18 protein-coding genes are annotated in these 16,843 nt (G+C 65.9%); 14 read left to right on the forward strand and 4 right to left on the reverse strand.

Annotated elements, in window-relative coordinates:
• Positions 1-439: 439 nt before the first annotated feature.
• Complete coding sequence (locus tag ACGFK1_RS14690) at positions 440-805, forward strand: hypothetical protein (protein WP_393429958.1); 366 nt, start codon at positions 440-442, stop codon at positions 803-805.
• Here the strand turns inward: ACGFK1_RS14690 and ACGFK1_RS14695 are convergent.
• From ACGFK1_RS14695 to ACGFK1_RS14710, 4 genes are read right to left on the reverse strand one after another with little or no spacing between them, the layout of a single operon-like run.
• Positions 802-2,502: a diol dehydratase reactivase ATPase-like domain-containing protein gene (locus ACGFK1_RS14695; protein WP_393430139.1), complete on the reverse strand. Its 1,701-nt coding sequence runs from the start codon at positions 2,500-2,502 to the stop codon at positions 802-804. The genes ACGFK1_RS14690 and ACGFK1_RS14695 overlap by 4 nt on opposite strands.
• The gene (locus ACGFK1_RS14700) at positions 2,502-2,834 is read right to left on the reverse strand and encodes a diol dehydratase small subunit (protein WP_393429961.1); all 333 of its coding nucleotides are present in this window, start codon (positions 2,832-2,834) and stop codon (positions 2,502-2,504) included. Before ACGFK1_RS14700 ends, ACGFK1_RS14695 begins: the two co-directional genes overlap by 1 nt.
• Complete coding sequence (locus tag ACGFK1_RS14705; RefSeq protein WP_393430141.1) at positions 2,831-5,062, reverse strand: propanediol/glycerol family dehydratase large subunit; 2,232 nt, start codon at positions 5,060-5,062, stop codon at positions 2,831-2,833. The genes ACGFK1_RS14700 and ACGFK1_RS14705 overlap by 4 nt, the downstream gene beginning before the upstream one ends.
• A 46-nt stretch (positions 5,063-5,108) precedes the next feature.
• Positions 5,109-6,647 carry an APC family permease gene (locus tag ACGFK1_RS14710; protein ID WP_393429965.1) on the reverse strand — a complete coding sequence of 513 codons (1,539 nt, stop codon included), beginning with the start codon at positions 6,645-6,647 and terminating at the stop codon, positions 5,109-5,111.
• 172 nt (positions 6,648-6,819) lie between these two features.
• On the opposite strand from ACGFK1_RS14710, the gene ACGFK1_RS14715 reads away from it, so the two are divergent.
• The 13 genes from ACGFK1_RS14715 to ACGFK1_RS14775 all read left to right on the forward strand — a co-directional run bounded on the left by ACGFK1_RS14715 (position 6,820) and on the right by ACGFK1_RS14775 (position 16,809).
• Positions 6,820-8,100 (forward strand): aspartate aminotransferase family protein, encoded by a 1,281-nt coding sequence (locus tag ACGFK1_RS14715; protein ID WP_393429968.1) that lies wholly within the window; start codon positions 6,820-6,822, stop codon positions 8,098-8,100.
• Positions 8,097-9,650 (forward strand): aldehyde dehydrogenase family protein, encoded by a 1,554-nt coding sequence (locus ACGFK1_RS14720; RefSeq protein WP_393429971.1) that lies wholly within the window; start codon positions 8,097-8,099, stop codon positions 9,648-9,650. Before ACGFK1_RS14715 ends, ACGFK1_RS14720 begins: the two co-directional genes overlap by 4 nt.
• 3 nt (positions 9,651-9,653) lie before the next feature.
• Positions 9,654-10,259: a BMC domain-containing protein gene (locus tag ACGFK1_RS14725; protein ID WP_393429973.1), complete on the forward strand. Its 606-nt coding sequence runs from the start codon at positions 9,654-9,656 to the stop codon at positions 10,257-10,259.
• Complete coding sequence (locus ACGFK1_RS14730) at positions 10,256-10,711, forward strand: hypothetical protein (protein ID WP_393429976.1); 456 nt, start codon at positions 10,256-10,258, stop codon at positions 10,709-10,711. Before ACGFK1_RS14725 ends, ACGFK1_RS14730 begins: the two co-directional genes overlap by 4 nt.
• Entirely contained in the window at positions 10,708-10,968 is a 261-nt protein-coding gene (locus ACGFK1_RS14735; protein ID WP_393429979.1) for a EutN/CcmL family microcompartment protein, read from the forward strand. Before ACGFK1_RS14730 ends, ACGFK1_RS14735 begins: the two co-directional genes overlap by 4 nt.
• Positions 10,969-10,983: 15 nt before the next feature.
• Entirely contained in the window at positions 10,984-11,265 is a 282-nt protein-coding gene (locus tag ACGFK1_RS14740) for a BMC domain-containing protein (protein WP_067796706.1), read from the forward strand.
• Between the two features lie 7 nt (positions 11,266-11,272).
• Positions 11,273-11,926 (forward strand): microcompartment protein, encoded by a 654-nt coding sequence (locus ACGFK1_RS14745; RefSeq protein WP_393429982.1) that lies wholly within the window; start codon positions 11,273-11,275, stop codon positions 11,924-11,926.
• Complete coding sequence (locus tag ACGFK1_RS14750) at positions 11,926-12,927, forward strand: phosphotransferase enzyme family protein (RefSeq protein WP_393429985.1); 1,002 nt, start codon at positions 11,926-11,928, stop codon at positions 12,925-12,927. Before ACGFK1_RS14745 ends, ACGFK1_RS14750 begins: the two co-directional genes overlap by 1 nt.
• Positions 12,928-12,940: 13 nt before the next feature.
• Positions 12,941-13,720 (forward strand): 3-oxoacyl-ACP reductase FabG, encoded by a 780-nt coding sequence (gene fabG / locus ACGFK1_RS14755; protein WP_393429988.1) that lies wholly within the window; start codon positions 12,941-12,943, stop codon positions 13,718-13,720.
• 46 nt (positions 13,721-13,766) lie between these two features.
• Positions 13,767-14,549 carry a GntR family transcriptional regulator gene (locus tag ACGFK1_RS14760; RefSeq protein ID WP_393429991.1) on the forward strand — a complete coding sequence of 261 codons (783 nt, stop codon included), beginning with the start codon at positions 13,767-13,769 and terminating at the stop codon, positions 14,547-14,549.
• Between the two features lie 4 nt (positions 14,550-14,553).
• On the forward strand, positions 14,554-15,432 hold the full coding sequence (gene gluQRS, locus ACGFK1_RS14765) for a tRNA glutamyl-Q(34) synthetase GluQRS (RefSeq protein ID WP_393429993.1): 879 nt from the start codon (positions 14,554-14,556) through the stop codon (positions 15,430-15,432).
• Positions 15,433-15,518: 86 nt separating this feature from the next.
• Positions 15,519-15,902, forward strand: coding sequence for a hypothetical protein (locus tag ACGFK1_RS14770; RefSeq protein ID WP_393429996.1), 384 nt, complete (start codon positions 15,519-15,521; stop codon positions 15,900-15,902).
• Position 15,903: 1 nt separating this feature from the next.
• The gene (locus ACGFK1_RS14775) at positions 15,904-16,809 is read left to right on the forward strand and encodes a hypothetical protein (protein ID WP_393429999.1); all 906 of its coding nucleotides are present in this window, start codon (positions 15,904-15,906) and stop codon (positions 16,807-16,809) included.
• Positions 16,810-16,843 lie beyond the last annotated feature (34 nt).

The following is a 16,843-nucleotide window of genomic DNA, read 5'->3' on the forward strand; positions in this document are numbered from 1 at the left end:
GATCAAAACCGGCGAAGCGCGACGGGTGCCGTCACCGGCTCCGCTCCTCACACACTTGGACTACCCCCGTTCCGCGAAATTAACCCCGCCGCTTATTTCCGGCCGACTTCTGGTGGGCCGTGTACCGGTCGTAATTTTGTTGACAGAGAACCGCATCCGATCGGACCCGGCGGGCACGCCGGTCGCGCCGTTACTCGCAATCAAGCACACTGATGCCCGATGAGCTTCTCGAACATCATGGACTCGAACGCGTACCGCGGCGGCGAAGACGGCGACCCATTGCTCGCCGCACGAGACCGGGTGCTCGGCCCGGCGAACGGGTTGTACTGAAAATCCGTCCTCCACTGGTGTTTTCCGATAGCGATGTCGAGTGGTTCTGCACCGAATTCGAGGCCGCGCTGGCGGTTTAGTGAACCTGCTCGGTGGGCACGCGTTCGAGATGTCAGTGACAGCATTCAAGGATCTGCCGCTCGCCGATCGGGACCGCGAGTGGGACGGCGACGCGGCCGACAAACGGGTTCGGAAGTGGGCCGGTGCAGAAGAGGGGCCCAACGAGAAGTACCGCGACGCGCACGTCTGGTACGACAACGACAAGAAGCACAACTTCACCGGCTACAAGCTGCTGATCGCCGATGTGATCGGCGGCAAGCTCGAGGTGGTACCGCGCGGCGTGATGGCGGCGGGCGCGATCATGGACGGCGCACGCGGCGGCATCGATCTGCCGAAAGACGACATCGACCGGGTGAAGAGCCACCTGGCCAAGTACTACAAGAAGATGGGCGAGACGGCGCCGTGGGAGCGTTAGCCGGCCGTGGCTTGCGCGTAGAGGTGTACCAGGCCTGAGGCCACCGCGTACCTCGGCCCGTGCCGGCCGTCGATGTTGGCGCGGCCGACCGCAACCGGAATCGCGCGCAGCGATTCGGCCACGGCGCGCAGCAGTTCGTCGTCGAGGGCACCTCCGCCGGCCAACACGAGTGCCGTCGGAGAGTGGTCAAACGCCCGCAGACACCTTGCGATGTTGGCCGCCACCGTTTCTTGTTTGATCGCCAACCGCAGGCTGCGCCACTCTTCGGCCGCAAGCCTGCTGGAAAACGGGACGAGCCCGGCGCTTCCGCGGGTGCACAGCCATCCGATGGCGTCGGCGCTCGCCGGGTGATCGAGGAAGACACGGCGCCCGTCTTCCTCGTGTGCGATGTGCGGGTTCTCCACGCGCAATGCGGGAGTGCGCTTGACGCGCTCGGCGAGCGCCCGCGGAATGCCCAGCACCCGGGATACCGCAACGGTGATGGTCTCGCCCGCACCTGCCGCGACCACGGTGCGGTGCGCATCCACCACATCAATGGTGCCGCCGCCGATGTCACAGACGATCGAGTCGGACGGCAACCCCGGCGTTGTGTGGGCGCCGCACGCCGACGCCTCGGGTTCGCTGGCGATGGTCTGCGCGGGGCGGTCGGTCAGTTCCGCCAGGGTGGCCGCGGCATCCGAAACATGTTCGGCGGCAAGAAGTGCCACGACCGTTCCGCGGGCATCGACGACACCGCGACGCAGCCATGCGCCGTTGTCGATTGACGACAGGTCGGTGAAGAACGCGTCGTCGACCGCCATCCCCTGTTCGGCTGTCGAGATTGCCGCAATGCGCACGGCCACGACATTTCCCGGCGAGCTGAGTCGCAACACGCTGTGCGCCTGGGCCGGTGAGTACCGGGTCACCTCACCGTCGACACGACAGTCGACGTAGTCACCGTCCGGCGCGGGAGCCACTTGCGGGCCCGTTCGCCGTGTCACGGCGATGGCCGGCGAATCCGCCAATTCCCTGGTGAATTCCGCCACCTGATGGATCTCGTCATGCGCCAGCTGCAGCGCAGCCGTCAGTGCGATCGGATCAGCCAACGCCCGGTACGCCCTGCCCTCCTCGACGACCTCCACCGCTACCAGGGCACCCGGCTGCACACCGTCGACATCGACCTCGTCGACCACCGGGACGTCGATCGGAATCCGGTTGCGAATCAGCACGGCGTCGTCCTGAGCGGCGATCACGCCGACGATCTGCCATCCCCGGCCGACACCACTCGCGATCTCTGCCGCCGCGACCTCGAAATCGGTCACCGAGTCGACGGAAACTATCACCGGCCCGTCGATCATCTCGCGCGCGAGTCCAGCGAGCGGAACATGTCGACCGACCGCCGATCCAGTTCCCGCCGGTGTCCGCGCGTCCGGCTTGCGCAGACTGCGCACCGGCGAGCGCGGCGACGAGGCCGGCGGCAGCGGGGCCGTCGACGTGTCCACCGGGCGCAACGTGGCGAGTAGCAGCCGATCGACCGATACCCCGGCGTCGACTTCCAACTTGTGCAGCAGGGCGGCAGCACCTTCCAGCGACTCCCGGGAACCCTTGCGGCCGCGGGTCGGCGCCTGCCCGTGCGCGATCGATTCCAACTCGCCGTCACCGACGCGGGCCAGCACGATCTCCGTGGTGTGGTTGCCGACGTCGATTCCGGCGACGATCAACGCAACAGACCTCGCCGCGCGTACACCGCCGCGGCGTGCCGGACAAGTTCTGCGCACCGCGTTGCGCCGCGTGCCTGAAGCGACGACCGCAACGACTCGAGTTCGTCGGCGGTGGACCGGTGCGGGCGCAACGCCTCGTAGAGGCCCATCACTTCTTCACCGTCGAGAGTGGCCAATTCCGCTGCGCGCAAGAAGTTCTCGGCCAGTTGCGGGTTGCCACCATCGCGGGCCACCGCGGCCTGATGCGCCAGCGTGGCGGGATCCATCCGCAGATCCGACAACTCCAGCTTGCCGTCGAGGGCCGCCTGCACGGTGAACTTGCCGCTCATCTGCGCGTCGCCTTCACCGTGAGCGGCGGCTCCCCGGGTTCGCACAGCTCACGCTCCAACGCGACTAGCGCCACCGTCCTCGCCTGATAACGGGCCGAGATCGATTCATCGGTGCCCCCGCTCAGGATCGGAACGGGCGTCATGCCCTTGGCGTGCCTGCCCGCGTTCTTGCCGAGTTCACGGTACATCTTCGCGGTCAGCAGGGGCGCGACGCTGAACAGCTCGAGATTGGCAAGCGGGGTCAGATCCCGTCGATGGATGAGCGCGGTTCCCTTGCCCTGCAGCCCGATTCCAATCCCCGAGCCCGACAGCCGGGCGGCCGTGAGACCGATCAACCCGACGTCGATCGTCGACCGGACCCGGACCAGCCGAGGCACAGAACCCTCTTCCTCCAGACCCGCCTCGATCTGGCGCAGCACCTCGCCGACCGTCAGCCCGCACAGCGTCAGCCACACGGTGCGGGCGAACGCGGGAGACAGCCCGATACACACCTCGCGTGGATCGCTGCCCTGCTGTGCCGGCTCCACCGCGGTGACGGATAGGTGATCGCGGTGCTCGGCCTGATCGGCGGTCAACTCGGCGACTGTGCGGGCCTGCCGGATGTTGTCGATTTCGGCGCGGCGTTGGTCGGTCGGCGTGTATCCCGTGCCGGGACCGGCATAGTCGTTGGGATCGGTGAGTTTCGAGAGCACTCGGAAGTTCTCGTCGAAAATGGCCGAGGTCTGCAGTTGGTCGCCGCGCAGCCGTTCCCGGGTGAGCCGCATGATCGACTCGGCCTCTTCGTCAAAGCCGGTTCGCTTCAACGACGCGATGATGTCGAAGACGGTCAGTTGCTTGGCCTCGATCGCGGCGGCCGCCTCGGCGACCATCTTGGGATAGCCGGGCGACAGGTCACGGGAGTCGTTGGCGGCCACGACTTCATCGATTCGCGCGTCGTCGTAATCGGCCAGCCCGAGGTCGCGGTAGACCGCTTGGACTGCGGTGGCTGCGCGTCGACGCACCTTCGCGAGATGTTCGGCCGACACGGTGCGCAGCCCCCCGTCGGCTGCCCAATCCCGTTGCAGCACAAGGTAGTCGTCCATGTCGTCGGCGTTGAAGTTGGACAGGGCGAACGCGTTGTCGTAGCGCGGAATCGACCCGAAGCCCGAGAAGATGAAGTCGGCGCCCGCGAGCAGGACGGGCAGCGTGTGCGCGCTACGGCGGATGTCGGATTCGGAGATCAGATTGTCGTTGCCCGCGCAGGATTCCAGATCGCGCAACATCACCATCAGATTCTCGGCAAGAAGTTCCTTCATGCCCTCCGGCACCGAGGACACGACGCCGACACCGTCGATGCCACCGTTTTGCACCCCTTGTGAGCCCAACGCTCGCGCGAGTGAAACACACCGTGACTCCAGGTACAGGATCGAGCACTTCTCCGCCGCACCCATCAGCACCTCGGCGCCGCCACCACTGGTGACGCGCATCTTCAGTCCCCGGGAGGCATAGGCGGAGGTCAGCATCGCCTTCGAGAACGGGGTGTCGTCACCGTCGACGAACACCTGCTCGGTGCCGTAGATCGAGATCGTCTCGGCGTAGCTGGTCAGCCCGCGCAGGCCCAGCCGCAACTCGAGCGCCTCCTCGATCGAACACTGGGCCATCGCACCGGGGATGCCGACCTGGCTGCCGATCAGCAGGGCGACCGCGTTGGACGGTGCGTCACCGAGCACCGGCACCGTCGTTTCGACCTCACGGAAGCCGTACGCGACGGCGCTGGCCGCGTCCGCCGCGATGAGCAGCGGATCGTCGAGTTGGTTGGTGACGTGGGCCTGGTTGCTCGGTGTCCGCCTCGCCCGCATCTTGGCCATCGCCATCTGCATCTCGACTGGCGTGAGCAACGCGACGACGCGCGCCAGTTTCGCGGGCGTGGTCCCACCGATCAGCCGGACCACCTCGGCGCGCGGCACGTTGACGTCCACTGTCATCCGGGCCAGCACCGCGTCCTCGAGCGCCATCGCTTCGCCTGCGGCGTCGAGATCCAGCCCGTAGTGCGCGATGAACTCGTCGATGACGTCGAAGTCCTGCGCAGGCTTGCCGTCGAGTTCCACCACAACTTTTTCGCGGCCCCGCTCCGCTACCACCAGTGACGGCTCGGGGTCGTGCGGGCTGCGCATGGCGACGAGTCCGAGCTCAGGGTTGGTCACAGAGAACCCGTCGAGGTTCACCGGTTTCGCGTCGAGAACCCGCATCCGCCCCAAGTCGAGATCCTTTTCGCGCACTGGCGGGACAGCTCTCCTACTCGCGGACTTCGGTTTCGTCGTAGACGATCCGGCCGATCAACTCGAAGCGACGAGGATCACGGTACTTGAAGTAGAGCGCAAGGCCCCCGCCGAAGACGAACAGCCCGACGACGATCCACGGCGTCAACTTGAACAGAAGCGTTCCTGCCGCCGCGCCCGCCGCCGCCTCTTTGTGCTGCCACAACAGCAGCACGACATACAGCATCCCGATGCCACCGAGCAGGGGCGAGATGAACGTCCGGAACCAGTGCTTGCTGGTCGGGTGGTTCTTGCGGAAGTGGAAGAAACTGATCACCGCGAACGCGCACAGTGACTGCACGATCAGGATCGCCATCGTGCCGAGAATGGCCAACAGCGTGTACATGTGCACGTACGGATCCATGCCTGCGGCCAGGAAGGCCAGGATGATCACCAGCGTCACGCCGGTCTGCACGAACGATGCGATGTGCGGGGATCCGTGCTTGTGATGTGTGGCGCCGATGGTCCGCTGCAGCCGCTTCGAAAGGCCTTCGCGGCCAAGCGCATAGAGGTAGCGAGACGCGCAGTTGTGGAACGCCATGCCGCACGCGAACGAACCGGTGCACAGCAGGATGTTGAACATCGTGATCGCCCACTCACCGTAGTAACCGCGCACCGGGCCGAAGAAGATGTCGCCTGCAGTGGCGGCGTCCTGCGCCAGGTCGATCGCGTGCTGCGGACCGGTTCCCGCCACCGCCATCCATGAGACGAACACGTAGAACAGGCCGATGCCGAGAACGCTCGCGACGGTGGCGATCGGGATGATCTTCTTCGGGTTGCGCGACTCCTCGCCGTACATGGCGGTCGATTCGAATCCCACCCATGACCAGAACGCGAAGAACAGGCCCAGTCCGGCACTCGCACCCGCGATTCCGGCCGCGGGCTGGAACGCCCCGATCGGGTTCAGCGTCTCACCGACTGCGAACCCGTCAGGGCCGCCACCGTGGAACAGCACCGCGAGTGCCCCAAGGGACAGCATGACGATCTCGGTTATCAGGAACACACCGAGCACCTTGGCGGCGATGTTGATGTCGTAAAAGGCGAGCACCGAGTTCAGCACCAACATCAGCAACGCGGGAACGATCCAGTGCACGTGGATGCCGAGTTGCGACTGCATGAGGTTCTGGAAGAAGAACGAGAAGATGCCGATCAGTGAGCCCTCGAAGACGACGTAGGCCATCGTGATGAGTGCACCGCTGGCCATGCCGACGATTCGGCCCAACCCGTGGGCGATGTATCCGTAGAAGGCGCCGGTGGCGGTGAGGTGCTTGGCCATGGTGGCGTAGCCGATGGCGAACAACGACAGCACGATCGTCGCCACCAGGTAGCCCGCGGGCGCGTGCGAACCATTTCCGAAGCCGACCGCGATCGGGACGTTGCCGACCATTGCGGTGATGGGGGCGGCCGTGGCCACCGCCATGAACATCACGCCGACGATCCCGACGGCGTTCGGTTTCAGTCGCTGAACCTGGCCGGTCTTATGGTTTTCGTCGCGGATTTCGACTTGGTCGGTCATATGGGCAGCCTTCCGAGCGGTCGACGGGCAATCCGGTGTGGCGCACACCACAGCACGAACCCTTGGAGTTTGGCACTACCAATTAAGCTTGGCAAGACCCTTCTTCAACCATTGACATAAATGGTCCACCCTTTTTAAGGTAGGGGCTGCCTCAACTCCGCGGAGGACCCGCATGTACGACTACGGCGCATTCTCGTTCGACTCCAAGGCCCAGGTGTTGGACCAGGCCAAGCAGTTCTGGAATCCGGGCAAAACGCAGTTCTGGATCGACGAAGGCGTCGACCTGGTGATCGACCGCCGCGACGGCTATTACCTGTGGGATATGAGCGGTCGCCGGCTGATCGACATGCATCTCAACGGCGGCACATACAACCTCGGCCACCGCAATGCCGAACTGGTACAAGCGATCTCAGAGGCGACCGAGTACTTCGACGTCGGCAACCACCACTTCCCCTCGGTGGCTCGGACGGCGTTGGCGCAGCGACTGGTGGAATCCGCGCCCTCCTCGATCACCAAGGTCGCATTCGGATCCGGGGGCGGAGAGGCCATCGACATCGCGATCAAGAGTGCACGCCACGCCACCAAACGCCGCAAGATCGTCTCGATCGTCAAGGCTTACCACGGCCACACCGGGTTGGCCGTGGCAACCGGGGACGACCGGTTCGCCAAGATCTTCCTTTCCGACCAACCCGACCAGTTCATCCAGGTTCCGTTCGGCGATGCCGACGCGATGGCGCAGGCGCTGTCCGGCAACGACGTCGCCGCGGTCGTCATGGAGACGATCCCCGCCACATACGGATTCCCTTTGCCTCCACCGGGATACCTGGAGGCGGTCAAGGATCTGGCCGACAAACACGGCGCGCTCTACATCGCCGACGAAGTGCAGACCGGCTTGATGCGAACCGGCGAGATGTGGGCCATCACCAAGCACGGCATCGAACCGGACATCATCGTCACCGGCAAGGGACTGTCCGGCGGGATGTATCCGATCACGGCGGCGATGCTCAGCGATCGGGCCGCCCAATGGCTCCACGAGGACGGGTTCGCGCACATCTCGACGTTCGGCGGTGCGGAACTGGGCTGCGTCGCCGGAGTCAAGACGCTCGAGATCACCAGCAGACCCGAGGTCCGGTCGATGGTGCACTACATCGCCGACCTGTTCTCCGCCGGGCTGCGCAGGATCCAGGCGGACAACTCCGACTGGTTCGTCGGGATCCGGCAGAACGGCGTGGTGATCGGCTTGGAGTTCGACCACCCCGAGGGCGCGAAGTTCGTGATGCGGGAACTCTACGAAAACGGGGTCTGGGCGATTTTCTCCACGCTGGATCCCCGTGTGCTGCAGTTCAAACCGGGCATCCTGCTGGGTCGCGACCTGTGCGAGGACGTACTCGATCGCCTCGACGTCGCCGTCCGCTGCGCCCGCAAAGCCGCGACTGAGAGGCGGACATCGTGACCGCGATTGCGCATGCCGGCCATCTGCTCGAACGCGCCCGATGGGCTGCCCGGGCGTACGCCGATTACGACCAGGCCTCGGTCGCCGCGATCGTCAGCGCCGTCGCGGACGCGGGGCACGCCGCGGCCGAACGGTTGGCGGAATCGGCGGTCAGCGAGACCGGGATGGGCGTCGCTGCGCACAAGGTGATCAAGAACCGTGCCTGTTCGCGGGGCATCGTCGAGCACTATCGCGGCGCGGATCTGATCACCCCGCGCATCGACACCACTCGCAAGATCGTCGAGATACCGCGCCCCGCAGGGGTGGTGCTTGCCATCACGCCGACCACCAATCCCGTTGCCACCGTGTACTTCAACATCATCCTCGCGCTGATGACCCGCAACGCCGTCGTGGTGACACCACACCCGAGGGCCAAGCAGTGTTCGGCAGACGCGGCCCGGATACTCGCCCAGGCCGCTGTCAAGGCGGGGGCGCCCGACGGCATCGTGCAAGCGGTGACCGAACCGTCCATCCCGTTGGCCGAGGCGTTGATGGCCGACGAGCGCACCGATGTCATCGTCGCGACGGGCGGCACCGGGGTGGTACGGGCAGCATATTCCTCCGGCAATCCCGCGCTCGGCGTCGGACCGGGTAACGTCCCGGTCTTCGTCGACGCCAGCGCCGACGTCGACGCTGCGGCGCGCAGCATCGTCGAGAGCAAGGCGTTCGACAATTCGGTGTTGTGCACCAACGAATCGGTGCTCATCGCCGAGGAGTCCGTCGCAGACAAGCTACGATCTGCGCTCACCCGCAACGGCGCGCACATTCTGGATCCCGACGACGCGCAGCGACTGCGGGAGTTCATGTTCCCGTTCGGGCACCTCAACACCGATGTGGTCGGCCGGGACGCGGCGTGGATCGCAGGACAGGCCGGCCTCCGGGTGACCCCGAAAACCCGAGTGCTCATCGCCCCGTTCGACCATGTCATCGACGAACAACCGTTCGCCCACGAGAAGCTGTCCCCGGTGCTCGGCATGACGGTCGTCGCGGACACTCGCCGCGGGATTCGGGCGGCTGCAGCCGTGGTGCGGATCGGCGGTGCCGGACACTCGGCGGCCATTCACAGCGAAAATCCGCATACCATAATGGAGTTCGCTACCGAGGTACCGGTATTGCGGGTATCGATCAACGTCGGCAACAGCACCGGCAGCTCCGGGCTGGACACCAACCTGGCCCCATCGATGACACTCGGCACCGGATTCGTCGGCCGCAGCTCACTCGGCGAGAATCTACAGCCGCACAACCTGATGAACTGGACGCGGATCGCGTACGCCAGCGATGCGGCGGTGAAGATGCCCAATTTCGCCGGCATCACGCCGTGGCGCTCCCCCGCTGGCCCCGTGCCCGCCTACCCTCGCGCCTCCAACGAGCGCGATGTCTTCACGCCGCAGCAGCAGGCGCGCAACGGACACCCCGTTGCGACCCGGCCGCCCGACCCCGGCCTTGACGCCCTGCGGACCGAACTCCGCCAACTCGTTGTCGAAGAACTCGCACAACTCATCAAGAGGTGAGCCGTGGCTGAACTACGTTCCTTCATCTTCATCGATCGTCTGCAGCCGCAGACGATGTCATATCTGGGCACCTGGGTCCGCGGCGCCCTGCCGCGAGCCGACGTCGCGGCGCAGATCATCGAGGTGGCCCCGGGGTTGGACATCGAGGGCATCACCGACGTCGCCCTCAAGCATGCCGACGTGAAGGCAGGAGTGCTGGTGGTGGAGCGGCAATTCGGCTATCTGGAATTTCACGGTGAAACCGGCGCCGTGAAGGCTGCGGCCGACGCGGCGCTGCAGGAACTCGGCAATGATGCCGACCGCGCCGTCCGCCCCACGATCTTGGCCGCACGCATCATCTCCAGCGTCGACCAGCAGCACGCTTTCCTGATCAACCGCAACAAGATCGGCTCGATGGTGCTGCCGGGTGAGTCGCTGTTCGTGCTCGAGGTGCAGCCCGCCTCGTATGCGATCCTGGCCACCAATGAGGCCGAGAAGGCCGCCGAGATCAAGGTCGTCGATTACCGAATGATCGGCGCGACGGGCCGGGTCTACCTGTCGGGCACCGAAGCCGACGTTCGGCAGGCCGCGGCCGCCGCCCAAGACGCGTTGGCACGGAGCGCGACGTGACCCTTGAGGGCGCCGACCTGCGCGCGCTGGTCAGGGAGGTGGTCCGCGACGCGGTCGCCGATCTGGTCCCGCAACCAAGCGCCGTCAGCCACAACGGCTTTCAGCCGACCGGCCCGCTCGCCGCCGGCGAGAAGACCCGCACCGACACCGTCCGCATCGCCACCGACACCGACCTCGACGCGTTCGTGCGACATCTTCTGCGGCTGTTCGAGAACCCGAAGACACGCGCCGACGTGCGCAACGGCAGGCTGAGCTTCCGGCTGGCAGGCAACGCGTCAGGTGCGCAGGCATCGGCGCACCGCGTCGACCGTGGCGCCGTGACAGAGCGTCAGATCGTCGACGTCGCCGCGTCCGGTGGCGCGCTGATCCTCGGACCCAGGGCGGTGCTGACCCCGCTGGCCCGTGAGAAGGCGCGTGCGCTTGGCGTCTCGATTCAAAAGGAGCGAAAGTGATTACAGGACGGGTCACCGGTCAGGTGTGGTCCACGCGTCGCATCGACGGACTGCCCGCAGGGGCTTTCCTCGAGGTCGAAACCGACGGATCCGGCTCGCGACTGATCGCGTTCGACGTGCTCGGCAGCGGGGTGGGTGAGCAGGTGCTGGTTGCCCAGGGGTCGGTCGCCTCGAACTGGTTCACCGGTACGCCACCCCCTGTCGACGCGCTCATCATCGGGTCAGTCGATCCACAGATTCGTAAAGTAACCGAGTAAACAAGGAGAAACACCATGCCCAGCAACGCGATTGGAATGATCGAGACCAAGGGATACGTCGCAGCGCTGGCCGCTGCGGATGCGATGGTCAAGGCGGCCAACGTCACCATCACCGACCGGCAGCAGGTGGGCGACGGACTGGTCGCCGTCATTGTCACCGGTGAGGTGGGAGCTGTGAAGGCAGCCACCGAGGCGGGCGCCGAATCCGCCTCACAAGTCGGCGAACTGATCAGTGTGCACGTGATCCCGCGGCCGCACAACGAATTGGGCGCGCACTTCGCCGTCGCCGCACAGTAGTTCGACCATGGCCGCGACCACAACACCGGCGCGCACCGACATCCGCGTCTACCTCCTTGTCGAGGATCTACAGCGGCAGTTCGCCGCCTACCTGGGAACGCCGACCCGCGCCAGAGGGTATCCGCCGTACGAAGGCGAACACGCGCTGATCGTCGAGGTGTCACCCGCCCTGGCGATCGAGCGGGTGATCGACCTCGCGCTGCGGGACGTACCAGGGGTGCAGGTGGGAATCCTCTACGTGGAGCGGCAATTCGGCGTCCTGGAGGTGCACTCCGCAGACCTGGCGGAGGTGCGCCGCGCCGGTGAGGCGATCTTGCAGGGCACCGGCGCGAAGGCTGCCGATCAGCTGCGCCCGCGGGTGCTGTTCCACGACATCATCGAGGACATCACCGATCAGCATGCGGTGATCCTCAACCGCAACCGCCAGGCGTCGATGATCCTGCCGGGGCAGGCGCTGCTGGTGTTCGAGATGACACCGGCCTTGTTCGCCGCGGTCGCGGCCAACGAAGCCGAGCGGGCCGCCCCTGAGCTCACTATCGTCGACGTACAGATGATCGGCGCTGCCGGGCGGCTGTACATCGGCGGCAGCACGAAGGACGTCACCGCGGCGCGGGACCGGATCTCTGCGGTGCTGGCCGGAATCGAGGGACGCGACCACTGATGGTGAACTCCAATGGCGTGATCGTCGACGACCGCGCCGTCGCAGAACGCGCGCTGGCCGATTACGGACTCGCGCAGAATTCCACCTTGCGACTGTTGAACCTGTCGGAGAATGCCACCTACGCGGTCGAAGACACCGCCACCGGGCAGCAGTCGATCCTGCGTGTGCACCGTGAGAATTACCATCTGCCACACCAGATCGAGTCGGAACTGGATTGGCTCGACGCCCTGCGGCGCGACAGCGACATCACCGTGCCGACGGTACTGCCTGCCGCGGATGGCCGACGCTTGGTGACGGTGAACGTCAACGGAACCGACCGGCACGTCGTGCATTTCGCCATGGTCGCCGGCGCGGAACCCGACGAGCAGACCGTCACCGTCGACGACTTCCACACCCTCGGGCAGATCACCGCGGCGTTGCACGAGCATTCGCACGCGTGGGCGCGGCCCGCCACGTTCAGCCGGTTCTCCTGGGACTGGGCGCACAGCCTGGGGACCGAGGCGCGGTGGGGGCGCTGGCAGCAGGCCGACGGCGTCGGCGATGCCGAACACCGCCTCCTGGCCCGCGCTGAGCAACTGCTAGAGGATCGGCTCTCGGCCTACGGCGCGGGCCCCGACCGGTGCGGGCTGATTCACGCCGACCTTCGACTCGCCAACCTGCTCGTCGACGGCTCGACCATCACGGTCATCGACTTCGACGATTGCGGGTTCGGTTGGTTCTTCTACGATTTCGGTACCGCGGTGTCGTTCATCGAGGACGACCCCGCACTGCCCGAATGGCAGGACTCATGGCTTGCGGGCTACCGCACACGCAGCTCGATCACCGCCGAGGACGAAGACATGCTGTCGTCGTTCGTATTGCTGCGCAGGCTGATGCTGCTCGCGTGGATGGGGACGCACAGCCACTCGAAGGAATCCCGCACCAAGGCAATCAGTTACGCGCAGGGCAGTTGCGCACTCGCTGAGCGCTACCTCAGCTCAAACGGCCGCCGCCTGGCCTGACGGAAGGAGACAGATGTTCACCTCACTCGACGGTCGGACGGCCATTGTCACCGGGGCCAGTAAGGGAATCGGCCGCGGCATCGCCGAAACCTTCGCTGCCGCAGGCGTCAACGTGCTGCTGACCGCGCGCAACCAGGGCGACCTGGAGGCCGCGGTGGCGGGCCTGGCCGACCAACCAGGCCGAGTCAGCGCCCTGGCGACCGACGTGACGAATCCGCAAGACTGCCGCCGCGCGGTCGAGACCGCTGTCGAACAGTTCGGCGGCGTGGACATCGTCTGCGCGAACGCGGGTATATTCCCGTCGGGCAGGCTCGAAGACCTGACCGCCGATGACATCGACGAGGTGCTGTCGGTGAATTTCAAGGGCACCGTGTTCATCATTCAGGCCGCGCTGCCTGCGCTGACAGCCAGCGGCCACGGCCGCGTCATCATTACGTCGTCGATCACCGGGCCGATCACCGGCTACCCGGGCTGGTCGCACTACGGAGCGAGCAAGGCCGCCCAACTGGGTTTCCTGCGCACCGCGGCGATGGAACTGGCGCCCAAGCAGATCACGATCAACGCGGTGCTGCCCGGCAACATCATCACCGAAGGGCTGATCGAAATGGGCCAGGAATACATGGACCAAATGGCGGCCTCCATTCCCGCCGCGCGGCTGGGTAGTGTGGCTGACATCGGCAATGCGGCCTTGTTCTTCGCCACCGATGAAGCCGCCTACATCACGGGTCAGACGCTTGTCGTAGACGGCGGTCAGATTCTGCCAGAGTCGAGTCAGGCGCTTGCTGAGGTCTGACCTCCGCTAGAATTGGTTAGACCAAATCAGCGGGGAGGGGCGGCCGGTGCCGACGCCAAGTGAGGACTTGCGGCGGCGCATCGTTGCCGACATCAACGCCGGCGAGCCCGGCGCCAAGCTCGGCAGCGAACGCGACCTCGCCGAGCACTACAAGACCAGCCGCTCGAGTCTGCGCCAGGTGCTGGCGGCGTTGGAGGAAGCCGGCCTAATTCACCGGGCCATCGGCCGGTCCGGCGGCATCTTCATCAGCCACACCCAGGTGCAGCGCAGCCTGTCGGATGTGGTCGGGGTGCCCGCATTCCTCGCCCACCAGGGTTACGTCGCGGGGACGCGGGTCATCTCGACGCGGATCACGTCGCCGGACCGGACCACACAGAAGGCGTTGCGCGTCGGCGCGAACGACTTCGTCATCGAGATCCAGCGGGTACGGCTCGCGGACGGCTCGCCCATCTCACTGGAACTCGCGCAGTTCCCCGCGGACGCCTTTCCCGGCTTGCTCGAACAGCAACTCGGCGGCTCGATATACGAAGTGCTGGAAACCCATTACGGTCTCGTGACGGCGCGTGCCGAGGAGCGCATCGAGGCGGTCAACGCGACGCCGACCGAAGCCTCGCTGCTCGGCATCAAACCCAACTCGGCGCTGTTGCTGATCACCAGGATCACCTACGACCAGGACGAAACACCCTGCGAATTCTCCCGCGACCTGTTCCGCGGAGACCGCACGAGGCTGGCCGTCACCGTGCAGGGCCACGGGGTGGGCATTCAATCCACCGTGGGGGCGGCCTCGGTGGCCCTTCAGAAGCAGGAAGCGCGGACCAAGGCAAGCTGAGGGCATGGCATTGGGAGCAGGCCGCTTCGCGCCAAGCCCGTCGGCCGACCTCCACATCGGCAACCTGCGGACCGCAGTGCTCGCGTGGCTGTTCGCGCGTTCGACCGGACGTCGCTTCCTGATGCGCGTCGAGGACCTCGACGACCGCACCCACACCGACATCGCCAACCGCCAACTCGACGATCTGGCGGCGCTGGGACTGACGTGGGACGAGCCACCCGAGTGGCAGAGCAGGCATCCGCAACGTTATGACGCCGTCGTCGAGGATCTCGCAGGATGCGGCCTGCTCTACGAGTGTTATTGCACCAGAAGGGATATCGCGCAGGCCCCGCGTGCTCCACACGCACCCCAGGGAGCGTACCCGGGCACCTGCCGCGACTTGACCGATGCCGAGCGTGAGGTCCGGCGGCGCGAGACGGGTCGCCCCCCGGCACTGCGATTGCGCACCGAGACGTTCGTGCACACGGTTCACGATCTGCTGCACGGCCAGTACACCGGCATCGTCGACGATTTCGTGGTGCGTCGTGGCGACGGTGTCGCCGCGTACAACCTCGCCGTGGTGGTCGACGACGCCGCACAGGGTGTCGACCAGGTGGTGCGCGGTGACGACTTGCTGTCGTCCTCGCCGCGGCAGGCCTACCTCGCCGAGTTGCTCGGCTACCCGCAGCCGACGTATGCGCACGTGGCTCTGGTGCTCAACGAGGACGGCGCCCGACTGGCCAAGCGCGACGGCGCGGTGACGCTTGCCGAGATCGGGGTGCAGCGGGCGCTCGCGCAGATCGCGGACTCACTGGGCTATACCGCGGACAACCTGGCCGACATGCTCGTCGAATTCCGGCCGGCCGCGCTGCCCCGGGAGCCGTGGATATACCGCCCCGCGTAAGGCTGGGAAATCGAGTAGCCCGTTACGCGGCCAATCGGCCGTGACGCCAAATAGTGTGCAGATCACCGGTTCAGTGGGGGGCGACTATGGGGCACAAGGCACAATCGGCGTTGCCGCGAGGATTGGTGTTGGCATCGACGGCATCGATGGTGAGCGTCGGTTTGGCGGTCGTCACCGCCTGCGGAGCCGGGTCCGAAAGCGGACCGACGTCGGTTGTCACGCACACGGTGACACAGACCGCCGGACCCACGCCGGGCACCCAGACGCACGACACCGGTTCGGTGATGACCGGCGACTACACGCCACCGATCGCGACGGGAACGATCGACCCCGCCACCACGACACCCCCGCTGGTGTCCACAGAAACCACGACGGCGCCACCGCTGATCAGCACGCCGCCTCCGACCACGGACGTCGACGTCCCGTCAGAGTCCGACCCTGACGTGCCGAGTCCGACCCCGGAGCCCTGAGATGTCGGCTCTCGCAAAGCAACAGGCGCCGTCGCGGTCGACTCCGGCGTCGCCGGTGCAGGCGCTGCCACCCGCGCTTGTCGCTGTCGTCACGTCGATCGCCTCGCAGGCCGCCTTGATAACGGCGCTGCTGTTCTTCTACGGACGGGTACGGACCGGAGCGTTCTACGGCTATTTCGGCATCGGCACACATGCGCTGCAGTTCTCCACGAGCGACTACGTCATCGGCAGCCTCAACGCGACCTTGCCGCCGGTAATCGTCTGCGCTCTGGCGATTCTCGCGGTGCTTGCGACTGCCAGACATCTCGGCCGGGCTGTCGATTACATCCAGTCACGACCGCGACTGAGGCGCGCGACGGTGATCGTCGTGGTCGTCGTCATCGTGATCTGCGTCGCGGTTCTGGTCAATGGCATCGTGGCATGGCGCTACACCCAGTATTCGAGGGGTTATCCGATGCCGCTGGCGGTCATCGGCATCGCGGCGGCTGTCGGCCTTGGTCGTCGATTGCTGCTGCCGGGAACTCGATCGCCGGTTTCGTCCGATCGGGTGTGGTCGATGGCCGCGGCTGCGTTCGCCTTGGCGGGGGTGCTGTGGATCGCCAACCTGTACGCGGGAGCCGACGGCGAGCGCGAGGCGCGCGACAGGGCGAACACGTTGCAATCCCGGACAAGCACTGAGTTCGTGCTCTACAGCGCGGAACGTTTGCTTGTCTCGGGTCCAGGGGTGGGAGTGCAGGAGATCTCTACGCCGGGCAGCCGGTATCACTTCCAATACTCCAATTTGCGCCTGCTCATCCGGACACCCAGCGAGTTCATACTTCTCGCCGCCGAATGGCAGAAGGGCCGCGACCCGGTGATCGTTGTCCCCGCCGACGGCTCGATCCGGTTCGATGTCATTCCACGTTGAGCAGAACCCTTGGGTAGCGCCGCCAACCTTGCTA

Source organism: Mycobacterium sp. NPDC048908 (assembly GCF_043197955.1).
In the GTDB taxonomy this organism is placed as follows: Bacteria; Actinomycetota; Actinomycetes; order Mycobacteriales; family Mycobacteriaceae; genus Mycobacterium.

Excerpts from the sequence above, each read along its gene's own strand:
- ACGFK1_RS14775 (WP_393429999.1), top strand. The coding sequence starts at position 15,904 with ATGTCGGCTCTCGCAAAGCAACAGGCGCCGTCGCGGTCGACTCCGGCG.
- ACGFK1_RS14740 (WP_067796706.1), top strand. The coding sequence starts at position 10,984 with ATGCCCAGCAACGCGATTGGAATGATCGAGACCAAGGGATACGTCGCA.
- gluQRS (WP_393429993.1), top strand. The coding sequence starts at position 14,554 with ATGGCATTGGGAGCAGGCCGCTTCGCGCCAAGCCCGTCGGCCGACCTC.
- ACGFK1_RS14690 (WP_393429958.1), top strand. The coding sequence starts at position 440 with ATGTCAGTGACAGCATTCAAGGATCTGCCGCTCGCCGATCGGGACCGC.
- ACGFK1_RS14715 (WP_393429968.1), top strand. The coding sequence starts at position 6,820 with ATGTACGACTACGGCGCATTCTCGTTCGACTCCAAGGCCCAGGTGTTG.
- ACGFK1_RS14705 (WP_393430141.1), bottom strand. The coding sequence starts at position 5,062 with ATGCGGGTTCTCGACGCGAAACCGGTGAACCTCGACGGGTTCTCTGTG.
- ACGFK1_RS14710 (WP_393429965.1), bottom strand. The coding sequence starts at position 6,647 with ATGACCGACCAAGTCGAAATCCGCGACGAAAACCATAAGACCGGCCAG.
- ACGFK1_RS14770 (WP_393429996.1), top strand. The coding sequence starts at position 15,519 with ATGGGGCACAAGGCACAATCGGCGTTGCCGCGAGGATTGGTGTTGGCA.
- ACGFK1_RS14745 (WP_393429982.1), top strand. The coding sequence starts at position 11,273 with ATGGCCGCGACCACAACACCGGCGCGCACCGACATCCGCGTCTACCTC.
- fabG (WP_393429988.1), top strand. The coding sequence starts at position 12,941 with ATGTTCACCTCACTCGACGGTCGGACGGCCATTGTCACCGGGGCCAGT.
- ACGFK1_RS14700 (WP_393429961.1), bottom strand. The coding sequence starts at position 2,834 with ATGAGCGGCAAGTTCACCGTGCAGGCGGCCCTCGACGGCAAGCTGGAG.
- ACGFK1_RS14750 (WP_393429985.1), top strand. The coding sequence starts at position 11,926 with ATGGTGAACTCCAATGGCGTGATCGTCGACGACCGCGCCGTCGCAGAA.